This is a genomic window from Asticcacaulis sp. P4_H10, assembly GCF_056400965.1.
In genome coordinates, this window is sequence record NZ_JBFUKH010000003.1 from 104,874 (window position 1) to 118,173 (window position 13,300).

Sequence of the window (13,300 nt, forward strand, 5' to 3'; positions counted from 1 at the left end):
ATATTTATGAGGGCTTTATGCCGCGCGCGGCATCGCCTCAAGGCTTAGAATTTATACAGCGTGCCGTTGACCCAGCCCGTCCCCATGGCAATCGCTCCCTTGCGGTTGATGACCAGCGGCCGGTATTGCAGGCGTGATGTCTGGGCACGCAGGTAGGAGGCGCACAACAGCTCCAGCGCCAGGTCCTGCGGCTTGTTCCGCCAGAGTTCGGCGTTCTTGTGGGCGTCCTTGATGAAGCCGGAGGTTCCCGTGGCGTTTTTCTGGTAGTCGCAGACGATGTCGTCGGCGCGCCCGGGTGAGTTCGCCACCACGAAATCGCGCACCTGCTCATAGGTCACCGGCGACAGGCTGCCGTTCTGCGTGACGATGTCGAAGAACCAGCAATAGAGCGTTTCGGTCGCCGCCGCATCGCCGCGCGCCTTGGCCCATGCCGTTGCCGCTGTGAAGGCCTGTTCGGCCGCCCTGGCGATCTTGCCGTCCTGGATGGCGCGCATTTCGGTCGTCCCCAGCATGGCGCGCAGTTCCTGGACCGCCGTGTTCGGCAGGCGGTTATTGGGCTGCCAGCCATTGACGATCGAAAGGCCTTTGGCGACCGGCGCGTTGCAGGCGTCGAGCAGGCCATTGCCATAGGTCGGCATGGTCGAACGGACCAGCGACGGCGGCATCTGCCTGACGAGGGGCTGCAGCGAATTGGAGCCGATGTTCCACTGCAGGCAGCCGCAGGAAATACCCATCTTGTCGAAATTGCCGCTGACGCCCTGATAGGGATCGCCGGAAGTTTCAAAGCCGCAGGTGATCTTTATGCCCTTGGCATAAAAGCCCGGAGGAGGTGCTGACATGTCGATGCTTTCGCGGAAAAGACGTCAGGGAACCGTATCGCGTGCGGCTGCACGCGGTGACGTCTGGAATAACAATGAAGGGGACAACGCGGACGCGAAATAAAGGGGAAATTTCAGGCTACGCAAGGTATAATTGCATACTTGATAGCAAACGGGTGGGCCTGTCAAGCGGCTCCGGCAATCGCTTGCATGGATGTGGCTGAGTTATTCAAACCGGTGATCTCAGCCAGCCGCGCCATACCGTTGCAGCCGAACCTTGCCCCCAAGTCAGGCGCGTGCGCGGCGCCACGGATCGCCGGTGCGCGCCACATAGTTGGCGAAGACATAGCGCCAAGGCACGGCGGCATAGACGATGACCACAAGCCCACAGGCAAAGGCAGCCTTGGCCATGCCCGCATCCATATGGCCTTCGCGCCACAAGGGCAGGGCGACGACGACCAGCCAGATGGTCTTCCAGGCGATCTCCCAGAACAGCAGCGGCAGCATCTGCAGCGGATAGCGCACGCCCAAGGCGGCCAGGGCCGTCAGCGCCCCCAGCATGCACATCATGACGCCTTCGTCGAACGCCCACGCGCCGTGGTGATTGACGATGGCCGGCCAGGTGTTCAGCCCCTGGGCGACGGCGATGAGCAGGTAGACTGCCCGCAAAAAGTAGAGACGAAAGGTCGATACAGTGGTCATGGCTATTCGACGTCCTTGAGGATGCGCTCGACCTCGGCCAGGCGCGACTGGACGGCCGACAGGGTCTCGCCCTGCACCGACAGCGTCCTTGCGGCCTCGGTCTGGGCGGTGATCGCCTGGGCCGCCAGCGCGCGATAGGCCTCGTCCTGCGCCAGGCGTACGCGCGCCTGCAGGATTTCAGAGATGTACTTCATGAAGAAGATCAGCACCGCCGCCGCGGCGGGAAAGAAGAAGGCGGCGTAGAAGACGTTTTCGGACATGGGAACCCCTTAGGTTTCAAGCGTGGAGGACAGTGACCGCACCGCTTCGGCGATCGCGCCGGGTGTCAGGACAAGCGCGAAATCGGTCACTTCGTAATAGTTCAGCGCCTTGCCGTCGGCCGACAGCTCAAGCTGACTGCGGATCAGGCCGGCGGCTTCGAGTTTCTGGAGATGGAGGTGCATCAGCGGCCGGCTGATGCCGGCATCGCGCGCCAACTGGCTGACATAGTTGCGTCCGCCGGAAACCAGCGCCGCCACAATGCGCAGCCGGTGCGGATTGGCCAGCGCTGACAGCGCCGCCAGCAGGCGGTCGCCCTCCGTATCCGTTGTGTTTTGCTTATCGACCGGCACGGACGGCTACTTGCCCTTTCGTAGCGGCAGGGCTTTCAGCTCGACGTCCATGGCCGCCAGCTTTTCGTTGGTGATGTAGCCTTGCGAGTGCTTCTGGATCTGGCGCAGTGTCATGCCGCGCGCCACCCACAGGGTCTTGCCGTTGGCCACGTACGGCAGGTGCCTGACGAAGATCGCCCTGGCGGCGGGATCGTCGAGCAGTTGCCCGATCTTTGTCGTCTCGACCGACCACGATGTGGTGGTGGCCGCAGCGGCAACGGCCTGGGGGGGCGGCAGGATAACGGGTGCGCAGGCCAGGGTCAGGACGGCGGCGAGTAGGACGGGACGGTTCATGTGACTCCTTGTGCGTGACGATATTCTTTGGACGTGCCGCTCTGTGGCCAGCTTCGCCATGGGATATAAAAATATGCCATGCGTAAGAAATATCTTACATATGAAAGTCTGTCAATATGCGGACGCTGAATAGGGGGCCTGTGACATACCTGCCACGGTTGTGCGGTGTGTGCACAAGGCCTGTTGTCACTCGTTGCAAAATTAACTATAGCCACCGCCTGAGCCGCACATTGCGGCCATGGAGAGTATGGATTGTTTGGATCGAATAGCTGTTGGGGTCAGAATCCCGCTGCGATCCTGCCATTCGTCTAAGGCGCACTGCGCCGGGCGGGGCAGGGATGCCGCCGCCGAATCTGGTTCCTGAAAATTAGAAATGAACCATCGCGAATGCGATACGCAGTGACGTATCCATTTCCCGAAAACACGAAGAATAAGACAATGGACGAACATCATATCGCCCGGAGCCTCGTGCTCCGGATCGCGCGCGACATCGCGCCGAAATCCCCTGCCGCCGAGCGCCTGCGCGCCTGGGCCGAAGCCAACGCTGCGTGGCTGACCGGCAAGGCATGGACCGAGCTGAAGACCGGCAAGAAGCCCCCCGAGATGGCGGCATTTCTGGCCGCGCTGGAAGTTGCGCCGGCACCTCAAGAGCCGCGTCCGCGCGTGCTCGACCTGGCCGATGCGCTGGGCCGGCTGCTGCATTTCGAAGCCTTCGAAGCGCGGCTGCTGACCCTGATGATCGCGTGCGACCGGGTGCCACGCGTGGCCGACCTTTTGGCAGGCACGGCCGACGGCATCCGCGACTTGCCCGCTGTTCTGGGCGAGGTGGCCGGTGCCGACGCTATTGACGCCGGTGCGCGCGTGCGCCGTTCCGAAGTGCTGCGGCTGAACCTGATCAGCTTCGGCATCCGGTCGCGCCACGACGCGCCGATCGACATCGCCTGGACACTGTCGCGCATCCTCGATCGCGACCCGGCGCCCGAAGCGCTGGGTGAAGCCCTGGCCGGCAAGCGCCAGACCTCGCACCTCGGCCTCGACGACTTTGCCCACGTGGCCGAGGCCGGGTTCCTGGTGCGGCTGCTGGCGGGTGCGGCCAGGGCGCGCGCCCACGGCGTTAACATCCTGATCCACGGCCCGCCCGGCAGCGGCAAGACCGAGCTGGCACGCATCCTGGCGTCGGCCGCGGGCTGCCCGCTGCATGGCGTAGGTGAGATCGATGACGACGGCGAAGAGCCGAGCCGCCACGACCGCGTCACGGCCCTGCAACTGGCCCAGCGCGTCCTTGGTGACCGGGCGGGCGCGGTCCTTCTGTTCGACGAAATGGAGGACCTGATCGGGGCGGCGCACCGCACCGGCGGCGACTGGTTCAACCAGCGCGAAGGCTCGAAGGTCTTCGTCAACCGCTTGCTGGAAACCAATGCCGCGCCGGTCATCTGGGTGACCAACGCCGTCGGCAACATCGACGACGCCATCCTGCGCCGGATGAGCTTCATCCTGAAGCTGGACCTGCCGCCGCGCCGTGCCGCTCATCGTATCCTTGACCGGATCGTGGCGGACGAGGGCGGGGCAACAGGTCCGGCCATCGGCAAGCTGATCGACGCCGTGCCGCAGACTTCCTCCGTGCTGCGCGTCGCGGTGCGAGCGGCCAGGCTGGCGGGCGAAGACGACTGCGGCGCGCAGGCAGCGACCTCACTGGTCCGCGCCCTGCGTGGTGGCGACCTGCCACACGATGGCTTCGGCGAACTTGATTTCGGGCTTTACGAAGCCGACCGGCCGCTGGGCGATCTGTTCGACCGGATCCGGACCCTTGGGGCTTTGGATGTCTCCCTGCTGCTGACCGGCCCGCCCGGCACCGGCAAGACGGCATTGGCGCACCACCTGGCGCGGGTCCTTGACCGGCCCTTGCTGGTGCGCCGGGCATCGGACCTGTTGTCCAAGTGGGTCGGTGAGACCGAGCAGAATATCGCCCACGCCTTCGAGGATGCGCGCCGGCAGGAAGGCGTGTTGCTGTTCGACGAAGCGGATTCGCTGCTGTTCGACCGGACGCGCGCCCGTACCTCGTGGGAGGTCGGTCAGGTCAACGAGATGCTGACCTGGCTCGATCGTCACCCCCTGCCGGTGGTGGCGGCGACCAACCATCCCCAACAGCTCGATCCCGCGACGCTCCGGCGTTTCGTGTTCAAGCTGGACCTGCGGCCGCTTGGCGACGATCGCCTGAAGCGTGCTTTCGAGCGCTTCTTCGGGATGGACGCGCCCGCCGGTCTGACGGACTTACGCAACCTGACGCCCGGCGACTTCGCCGTCGTGGCGCGTCAGCTGCGTCACGCGCCGTCAAAGGACGCAGAGTCAGCGCTTGAGGCCCTGCGCGCCGAAAGCCGCGTCAAGCCCGACACGGGGATCAGGATCGGATTCTGATCCCCGTAAGGGGTGGTGCAGCTCATTTTCATCTAAATTCAGTGACGTACGTACAGGCCTGTTCCGCAAGAGCCATCATGGCGCAGCGATGTCGACTGTCCAGGCCCCGCGGCTTGTACCGGCCTATCCGGCGTATAGGCGGAAATCCTGTTGCTGCGCCCTCTGCCGACGCGGCAGGCGGTGATTTCGTGCTGGGATGGACGAAAAAAGCGCCTTATCATCAATAGATTGGGTGTATTTTTAAGCATTCATGCCTGCCAGATAGAGCGGATGGTGCATCTATACTTCGTACCCTTTAGTGAGGCGGCGGCATCCCGTCACCGTAGCAAACTCGCCTCTATGGTTAAAAAATTATATCGCAAGTGCGAAATCTCCATTGACATAAGGCGGGCGGCAGCGCAGCATTAACGCTACGGCCTGCGATGCTTCGTGCCGGCTGCATCTGCGGCGAAGGCTCTGCCTGAAATCACAATTATTGTACAGTCGGGTGCGGATACTGTCCTGCGCCGGACGCGCGTTGAATTTGCCTGTTTCTGGTCTTGTATTTCGAGGCTGGAAGTAAATTTCTTCTGACTAATCAAAGCAGATACGCGAAACGAATTCGCGATCACCCATAATTCCTGATCGACATTGCATTTCCGCGGCGGTCCCGCCGGGAATGTGAGCAAACCTGTGCGCCGTTGTGACGGCAATGAGGAGTCATCGCCATGGCGATTTCATACCGGAATGGCGGTAACGGCAACGACCTGCTCGACGAAACGGGCAATACTGGCCCCGTCCAGATTCAGGGCCGTGCCGGTGACGATACGATCCGTGGCGGTGCGGGCGCCGACAAGCTTTACGGCAATGAAGGCAATGACGTGCTGGCGGGCGGGGTGGGCGCCGACACGCTGGAAGGCGGGGCGGGCGACGACATCTATGTCATCAAGCGCACCGATCTCGGCAGCGGCAAGGACAGCCTCCTCTATTTCGAAGGCGCGGGGGCGGCGGGTGGCGATGTCATACGCCTGACCGGATTCAGCGCGGCCGCCACCCTGACCTTTGTCCGCCAGAGCGGCAACGACTTCACCTACCTGATCCGCGACGGCGACGTGTCCGGCGAGGTCCTGGTCCGCCAGTACAGCAGCGCCCGGCTGGTCGCTGGCGACTACGTCTTCGAAGGCGCAACACCGGGCGGCAACCGCGCGCCGGTCGCGGCTGGCGACGCAGCCACGGTCGCAGCGACTGGCGCGCGGTCGGTCATCATAACCGCGGCGACGCTTTTGGCCAACGACAGCGATGCCGATGGCAACGCCTTGCGCATCACTGGCTTCGGCACGGCGGCGCATGGGACACTCAGCGTCAATGCCAACGGCACGCCCAACAGGCTCAATGACGACATCATCACCTATGTCCCGACAGCCGGATATACCGGCAGCGACGCCTTTACCTACGTTTTAAGTGACGGCACGGTCAGCGTCACCGGCACGGTCAATGTGACGGTCCTGCCGCCGACCACGCCGCCGGTCATCACCTATGTCAACGGCACCGGCGGCAATGACCGGCTCGATGCCTCTACCGCTACCCTGGCCCAGCAGGTCCAGGGGCGGGCGGGAGACGACACGGTCATTGGCGGCAGTGGCAACGACAAGCTTCAGGGCAATGACGGCAGCGATGTGCTTATCGGCGGCGCCGGGGCGGACACCTTTACCGGCGGCACCGGCGCCGACATGTTTGTCATCGCCAGGACCGACCTCAATGGCGGCAGCGAAAGCATCACCGATTTCGAAGGCGCTGGCGACGGCGGTCTTCCCGGCGGCGACCTCATCCAGTTCACAGGCTTCAGTGCGGCCGCGACCCTGACCTTCGTTCGCCAGAGCGGCCGCGACCATATCTACGAAATCCGCGACGACGGCTTCACGGCCCAACTCAAGCTCGCCTATGATGGCGCGGCCCGCCTTGCTGCCGGCGACTATGTCTTCACGGTGCCGTCGGCCCCGCTCAACCACGCACCGATCGCCGGGGCCATATCGATTGAGACGCGCACCAATGCGATTGTCTCCGGCAAGCTGCCGGCCTCGGATGTCGATGGCGACGCCGTCGGCTTCAGCGTATCGGCGGGCCCGGCGCACGGCACGCTGAAGCTGGAGGCCGACGGCAGCTATCTTTATGCGCCCGAAGTCGGTTATGCCGGCGGCGACGCCTTTCGCATGGTGCTCGACGACCGGCGCGGCGGTATGACCGAGACGATTGTGTCGATCATTATCCAGTCGTCGGACAAGGACGCGGAGCCCTGGCGCGATACCCAGGCCGGGAATGGCGCGGTTTTTGTCCAGCGCGATGGCGCAAGCGGCTCCTTCTATTTTGCCGCCGACATGGCGCGCGTCGTGAAGGGCGGCGTGACCGTTGCCGACTGGACGGATGGTGGCGTGATCCTGGGTGTTCCCCAGGGCGACGGCTATACCTTGGAAACCATGACCGGCGGCGTCGTCGCATCCCGGCCCCTGGCCATAGGCGACGTTGTCGCCGCTGCCGGGCAGTCGAATATGGAGGGCTGGTTCACGGCCGCGGGCCAGTCGCGCAGCTCCAAGGACGGCATCTATATTTGGGTGGCGACGCATGAGGGCGTGCCCGGCCACTGGGTCCCCGCGACCGGCGCCGGCGCCCTGGCCTTTGCCGAGACCCTGCGGCTGGCTGCGCCAGATGTGCCGGTTGCCTTCGTCACTGGGGCTGTCGGCGGCACCAAGCTTTTGCCCGCGACCAATGTCGAATACTGGCTGAAGACGGGTGATGGCAGCCTCTATCAGGACACGATCGACCAGTTGCTTGAGGCCAGCCACGGCCGGGCGGCGCTGCTGCTGTGGAACCAGGGTGAGGCCGACAGTGCTTCGCGCGTCGATCCATTGCTCTATGCCGACGGCATGAAGACCCTGTTCGCGCGCTTCGATGCCGAGATCGCGCCCGACCGAATCGTCATCAGCGGCCTGGCCTTTACACGCGGCAATGCCGACGCGCTGCGCATAGCCCAGGCCAGCGTCGCCACGGCCGACGGCCACATCCTCTATGTGCCGACCAGCGCGGCCATCGAGACCACGGATGAAACACACCTCACCGTGCCCGCCCGTATTCTCCAGGGCACCGAGGCCGCCCTCGCTGTGTTGGCAGCTGAGGGCACTGCGCCGCCCGGCATCGGCAGGCAGTCGGGCGGCGCAGGCATCGACATGCTGATCGGCGGCCTCTTGACCGACATCCTGCAAGGCGGCGGCGGCAACGACACGCTGAATGGCGGCGACGGCGACGACATCGTCCGTGGCGAAGCCGGCGGCGACCTGATCGTGGGCGGCGAGGGGCATGACGCCCTGTCCGGCGGGCTCGATAATGACACGATCGACGGCGGCGCGGGCAATGACGACGTCTTCGGCGACGGCGGCGGTGATGTGCTGACGGGCGGGGCAGGCGGTGACCGGCTGGATGGCGGCACCGGCGCCGACACCCTTTCCGGGCAGGCGGGCGACGATCTCTACGTCGTCGACAATATCGCCGATGTGGTGGTTGAAGCGGCGGATGGTGGCACCGACACCGTCTATGGCCGTATCAGCTACACATTGGCGGCCTTCGTCGAGAACCTGATCATCGACAGTGTCGAGGCGATCAACGCCACCGGCAATGCACTGGCGAATATGCTGACCGGCGGCAATGGCGCCAATATCCTGTCGGGCATGGCGGGGGATGACAGCCTGTCGGGTGGGCCAGGCAGTGACACCCTGCTCGGCGGCGACGGCGGCGACACCCTGTCGGGCGGTTCAGGCGCGGACCTGATGTTCGGCGGCAATGGCGACGACATCTACTATGTCGAGGCGGGCGACACGGTCTCGGAAGCCGGGGCGGGCGGATATGACACGGTCATTTCGCAGGTCGCCTTCACCCTGCCCGAAGACGTCGAGGCGATCCAGCTCGGTGGCAAGAGTTCGCTCAACGCAACCGGATCGGCCGGCGCAAATACCATAAGCGGCAATGCCGGCTCCAACCTGCTGGATGGTGCGGGCGGCAGCGACACCGTCATGGGAATGGCGGGCAATGACACGCTTCGGGGCGGGCTGGATAATGACGTGCTTTTGGGCGGCGATGGCGGCGATACGCTGATCGGCGGACTGGGGGCGGACACGCTGACCGGGGATGGCAGTAAACACAGCGCGGATATATTCGTGTTCGAAAGCCTGGCCGATATGGGACGGGGCGTGGGCCGCGACGTCGTCGCCGACTTCGACAGCCAGGATATTTTCGACGTGCGGCTGGTGGATGCCAATACGGCTGTGGCGGGCGACCAGGCCTTCAGCTTTATCGGCAGCGCGGCGTTTTCAGCGGCGGGGCAGATACGGTTCACCGTCGTCGATGGCGGTGTGCTGATCGAGCTGAATGTCGATAATAACCTGGGCACTGACGCGGAAATCCTGCTGACCGCGCCGCTGGCGGTGGTGGGGACATCCGACTTCCTGTTGTAGAGGAAGAAAGAGGATTAACCACGAACCACACGAACTTAGCACCTGTATGTTGAAGACGTATTGTGGCTAACCGATCGAGCGACAGCGCAGGGCGTTGTCCTTATCCAAATTGATCGGATACCGCGGCTTAGACGATTAGACGCGACGTTCGTGCCTGTTCGTGTGGTTCGTGGTTAGACCTTTCGGCCCCCGGCAAATGGCATTCGGCCGCGCTGGTGGTGCCCAAACGCGGCCGTTGGTCGCTTAGTTGCCGCCGCAGCCGCAAGGGCAGCCCGCCTGGCCGCAGCCGCAGGCGGGCTTCTGGCCACAGGTGCAGTTCGGGCCGCACTTGCAGGGATTACATTTACAGTTGGCGTGGGTTTGAGCCGTCACGGGAACCTCCTCGGGTTTCAAAAAGCACCCCGCAATATCGGGGGACGGCGCATCAATACGCCGCTGCCGGCCGACTGAATTGAACGTAAGGGCTAATCTCGGGCGGCTGGCGTCAAGGCGGACGGCGAAAGGCCGAACATCCGCCGGCAGGTCCGCGTCAGGTGCGCCTGGTCGGCGAAGTTGGCGCCCATGGCGGCGTCGGTCCACGACGTTCCGCCAAAGCCGATCTCGACGGCGCGCTTGACGCGGGCCCACAGTACATAGGGCCGGAAGGCGACGCCGGTTTCCGCGACGAACAGATGGCGGAAACGGCTTTCACTCAGACAGGCGAGACCGGCAGCGGCGCCCAGGGTCAATGGCTCGTCAATATGCGCGTGGACCCAGTCGATGACGCGCAGCACACGCGGATCGGCCGGTTTGGCCGGCGTTTCCAGTCCGGCCAGTTCGCCGAAAATGGCGATCGCCGCCTGCATGAGCGCGCCATCCTCGGCATCGGCGGCATAGAGCCCGGCCAAAGGCGTGATCAGGCGCGTGGCGAGGTCCGGCGTGAGCGGTGTGATCGCATCACCACCATGCCTTTCAAGAAGCAACCGCCCCGCATGGGATTCCGGCTCGATGAACAGATTGGCGACCAGGGCGCCAGACGCCATATATTCGTGCGGCACATCCGGGCCGATGATGGCGCCGGCATGGTCGCTCCATTCGGCATCCAGGGCTGTTCGCAGTTGGATCGGTGCCGAGATACCGAAGGCGACCTGAATGGCGTGATGGGCGTGCAGCTCTGATCCGCCGCGCGCCAGCCCCATCCACAGGCTGCCGCCTGGCCAGAAGATGATCCGTCCCGTGCCCTTGAGCTTCATGGCGCGAAAATGCGCTGATGCGCCGGTTTTGACAAGCCGTGGAACGGCCGGTTGACTTTGGTGCATCAATGAGGGATTGGCCTGTTCCCGCATATTCGCGCCGTATCAGTCCGATTACCCATGAAACCGATAAGCAAATCCAGCAAGCTCGCCCACGTCCTCTATGACATCCGCGGCCCCATCATGGCGCGTGCCCGCCAGATGGAGGACGAGGGCCATAAGCTGATCAAGCTCAATATAGGCAACCTGGCGGCGTTCGGTTTCGATGCGCCCGAGGAAGTCCAGCTCGACATGATCCGCAACCTGCCCAATTCGGCAGGCTATTCGGACAGCAAGGGCATATTCGCCGCGCGCAAGGCCATCATGCACTACACCCAGTCGCAGGGCGTGCAGGGCGTCACCCTCGAAGACATCTATCTCGGCAATGGCGCGTCGGACCTGATCGCCATGGCGACCAATGCGCTGCTGGACGACGGCGATGAACTGTTGCTGCCGGCTCCGGACTATCCGCTGTGGACGGCGGTCGCCAGCCTGTCGGGCGGCAAGCCGGTCCATTACCTGTGCGACGAGAGCCAGGGCTGGATACCCGACCTCGACGATATCCGCGCCAAGATTACGCCGCGCACCAAGGGCATCGTCGTCATCAATCCGAACAACCCGACCGGCGTCGTCTATCCGGAAGCCGTGCTGCTGGAGCTGGTCGCCATCGCGCGCGCGCATAACCTGGTCCTGTTTGCCGACGAGGTCTACGACAAGGTCCTGTATGACGACGTAAAGCATACGGCGCTTGGCAGCCTGTCGACCGACGTCGTGACCCTGACCTTCAACTCGCTATCGAAGAGCTATCGCGCCTGCGGTTACCGGGCGGGCTGGATGGTGGTGTCGGGCGACAAGGCATCGGCTCGCGACTATATCGAAGGCCTGGACATGCTGGCCAACATGAAGCTGTGCGCCAATGTGCCCGGCCAGTGGGCCATCCAGACGGCGCTCGGCGGCTATCAGAGCATCAACGACCTGGTGCGGGAAGGCGGGCGTTTACGTCAGCAGCGCGACCTGGCCTATGAGCTGATCACCGCCATTCCTGGCGTGACCTGCGTCAAGCCGCAGGCGGCTCTGTATATGTTCCCGAGGCTCGATCCGGAAGTTTATCCGATCAAGGACGATCGCCAGTTCTTCCTGGAACTGCTTGAGGCGACGCGGGTCATGCTGGTGCAGGGGACGGGGTTCAACTGGCCGTCGCCGGACCACTTCCGCATCGTCTTCCTGCCGCACGAGCCCGACCTGCGCGAAGCCATCGGTCGCGTTGCCAGGTTCCTGGCGGATTACCGGGCCAGATCGGTATGATGTTAAGTGGAAACATTGTGCCGACCTAAGCTATTGTTTTGTCGCGATATTTAAGGAGAAAGCCGCCTACACTTTTCGCCATATCGCTCTGGACGCGCCGCCTGAGGCGACTTCGGGAAGAAAGTGCCGGGTTTCAAGGCCTGGCAATGGCTGGATCAATCTGACTGTCGTTCGACGCCAGCCTTGGCAGCCGGACGGTGAAGGTCGTTCCGTCACGTTCGGTGGAGGTAACGTCGATCTTGCCACCGTGCGCGACGACGATCTCCTTCGATATGTAGAGTCCAAGACCAAGATTGACGGGTACGGGCGCGTCCTTGCCGGGCTTGCCTGACTCTCCCCGGGTAAGCGCTTCGAACAACGTGCCCAGCATACGCGGGTTGATCGGGCTGCCCTCATTGTGCACCGACAGCACCACTTTCTGAGGCAGCCCTTCGACGTTGAGGGAGATGGGGGAGTTATAAAAACCGTACTGGACCGCATTGCCAAACAGGTTGGACAGGACCTGCCCCAGGCGCGCCTTGTCCCACGAGCCGTCAAGATCGCCAGACATCTCCAGACCGAACTCACGACCGGGATGCAGGGTCTTCATCTCATTGACCAGTTGCTTGCAGACGAAGCGTAAATCGCAGACCTCCCTGATAATCGGGAAGCCCGTGCCAAGCCGCGAGCGGGTCAGGTCCAGCAGGGTCGCGACGATATCGAGCGCGCGGTCGGCGCTGTCGCCAATCTGCGACTGCAGCATCGCCTGCCGTTGGCTGATGCCGCCCAGGCGCACGGTCAACTGGGCCGAATTGGAAATAGCGCCCAGCGGATTGCGCAGGTCGTGGCTCAATATATCGAGAAAGAGGTTGCGCGATGCTTCCAGTTTTGTCGAATAATTATGGATCGACTCCGTCATGACCTGGTCGACGGCTTCATGGAACCGGGTCAGGTCGCGCATATCCTGCTCACAAAAGGCGGGTCGGGAGGCTTCCCAGTTTTTGATGATGCTGGCGCGAAGCGCGCGATATTCGGAGACCATCTGATCGAGGTTAAAGCCGTCGTCATGACGCAGGGACGCATGGGCCTCGGCCGCGCTGGGGGATTTGCCGTGCTTTTTCCCGCCGTGGGACTTCAGCAGCTGTTCCGGGCCGGACTGCGCGGCCTCCATGTCATGGACGATGAAGCCAAGGATTTGCGTGATATGGTCGCGCAGGGCCAGTGGACTCATAGCGCCTGGCGCCGGCACGAAGTCTTCGGCAAAATTTTCCCATTCCAGAATAATCGGAGCCGGATTGTCACGAATGAAATCGGCAAGACGCATAATGTATTCCATTACCTGAATACACCGGCAAGTCCGGCCCTAAGACTTCAAGTCCAAATCT

Annotated in this window: 10 protein-coding genes; 3 read left to right on the forward strand and 7 right to left on the reverse strand. The window is 63.3% G+C overall.

The genetic code is table 11. The features are described 5' to 3' along the window. Positions 1 to 44: 44 nt before the first annotated feature. The 5 genes from AC1DON_RS06810 to AC1DON_RS06830 form a co-directional block, all read right to left on the reverse strand. Complete coding sequence (locus AC1DON_RS06810) at positions 45 to 839, reverse strand: hypothetical protein (protein WP_476934016.1); 795 nt, start codon at positions 837 to 839, stop codon at positions 45 to 47. A 267-nt stretch (positions 840 to 1,106) separates the two neighbouring features. Next, complete coding sequence (locus AC1DON_RS06815; RefSeq protein WP_476934017.1) at positions 1,107 to 1,520, reverse strand: hypothetical protein; 414 nt, start codon at positions 1,518 to 1,520, stop codon at positions 1,107 to 1,109. 2 nt (positions 1,521 to 1,522) lie between these two features. Next, entirely contained in the window at positions 1,523 to 1,780 is a 258-nt protein-coding gene (locus AC1DON_RS06820) for a hypothetical protein (RefSeq protein ID WP_476934018.1), read from the reverse strand. 9 nt (positions 1,781 to 1,789) lie between these two features. Next, on the reverse strand, positions 1,790 to 2,131 hold the full coding sequence (locus AC1DON_RS06825) for an ArsR/SmtB family transcription factor (RefSeq protein WP_476934019.1): 342 nt from the start codon (positions 2,129 to 2,131) through the stop codon (positions 1,790 to 1,792). 6 nt (positions 2,132 to 2,137) lie between these two features. After that, positions 2,138 to 2,464: a hypothetical protein gene (locus tag AC1DON_RS06830; protein ID WP_476934020.1), complete on the reverse strand. Its 327-nt coding sequence runs from the start codon at positions 2,462 to 2,464 to the stop codon at positions 2,138 to 2,140. Positions 2,465 to 2,902: 438 nt separating this feature from the next. On the opposite strand from AC1DON_RS06830, the gene AC1DON_RS06835 reads away from it, so the two are divergent. Together AC1DON_RS06835 and AC1DON_RS06840 are read left to right on the forward strand one after the other, a co-directional pair. Further along, positions 2,903 to 4,879 carry an AAA family ATPase gene (locus AC1DON_RS06835; RefSeq protein WP_476934021.1) on the forward strand — a complete coding sequence of 659 codons (1,977 nt, stop codon included), beginning with the start codon at positions 2,903 to 2,905 and terminating at the stop codon, positions 4,877 to 4,879. A gap of 707 nt (positions 4,880 to 5,586) precedes the next feature. After that, positions 5,587 to 9,360, forward strand: coding sequence for an Ig-like domain-containing protein (locus tag AC1DON_RS06840; protein WP_476934022.1), 3,774 nt, complete (start codon positions 5,587 to 5,589; stop codon positions 9,358 to 9,360). A gap of 464 nt (positions 9,361 to 9,824) precedes the next feature. On the opposite strand, the gene AC1DON_RS06845 is transcribed toward AC1DON_RS06840, so the two are convergent. Beyond that, positions 9,825 to 10,592, reverse strand: coding sequence for a helix-turn-helix domain-containing protein (locus AC1DON_RS06845; RefSeq protein ID WP_476934023.1), 768 nt, complete (start codon positions 10,590 to 10,592; stop codon positions 9,825 to 9,827). Positions 10,593 to 10,712: 120 nt separating this feature from the next. Here AC1DON_RS06845 and AC1DON_RS06850 point away from each other — a divergent pair, with 120 nt between their 5' ends. Next, positions 10,713 to 11,936: a pyridoxal phosphate-dependent aminotransferase gene (locus tag AC1DON_RS06850; protein ID WP_476934024.1), complete on the forward strand. Its 1,224-nt coding sequence runs from the start codon at positions 10,713 to 10,715 to the stop codon at positions 11,934 to 11,936. A 133-nt stretch (positions 11,937 to 12,069) separates the two neighbouring features. Here AC1DON_RS06850 and AC1DON_RS06855 read toward each other — a convergent pair whose 3' ends face one another. Continuing rightward, positions 12,070 to 13,239 carry a sensor histidine kinase gene (locus AC1DON_RS06855; protein WP_476934025.1) on the reverse strand — a complete coding sequence of 390 codons (1,170 nt, stop codon included), beginning with the start codon at positions 13,237 to 13,239 and terminating at the stop codon, positions 12,070 to 12,072. Between the last annotated feature and the right edge of the window lie 61 nt (positions 13,240 to 13,300).

What these genes read in the sequence shown, in the direction of transcription:
- AC1DON_RS06810 (WP_476934016.1), bottom strand. Translation starts at nt 839, where the DNA reads ATGTCAGCACCTCCTCCGGGCTTTTATGCCAAGGGCATAAAGATCACC.
- AC1DON_RS06815 (WP_476934017.1), bottom strand. Translation starts at nt 1,520, where the DNA reads ATGACCACTGTATCGACCTTTCGTCTCTACTTTTTGCGGGCAGTCTAC.
- AC1DON_RS06820 (WP_476934018.1), bottom strand. Translation starts at nt 1,780, where the DNA reads ATGTCCGAAAACGTCTTCTACGCCGCCTTCTTCTTTCCCGCCGCGGCG.
- AC1DON_RS06830 (WP_476934020.1), bottom strand. Translation starts at nt 2,464, where the DNA reads ATGAACCGTCCCGTCCTACTCGCCGCCGTCCTGACCCTGGCCTGCGCA.
- AC1DON_RS06835 (WP_476934021.1), top strand. Translation starts at nt 2,903, where the DNA reads ATGGACGAACATCATATCGCCCGGAGCCTCGTGCTCCGGATCGCGCGC.
- AC1DON_RS06840 (WP_476934022.1), top strand. Translation starts at nt 5,587, where the DNA reads ATGGCGATTTCATACCGGAATGGCGGTAACGGCAACGACCTGCTCGAC.
- AC1DON_RS06845 (WP_476934023.1), bottom strand. Translation starts at nt 10,592, where the DNA reads ATGAAGCTCAAGGGCACGGGACGGATCATCTTCTGGCCAGGCGGCAGC.
- AC1DON_RS06850 (WP_476934024.1), top strand. Translation starts at nt 10,713, where the DNA reads ATGAAACCGATAAGCAAATCCAGCAAGCTCGCCCACGTCCTCTATGAC.
- AC1DON_RS06855 (WP_476934025.1), bottom strand. Translation starts at nt 13,239, where the DNA reads ATGCGTCTTGCCGATTTCATTCGTGACAATCCGGCTCCGATTATTCTG.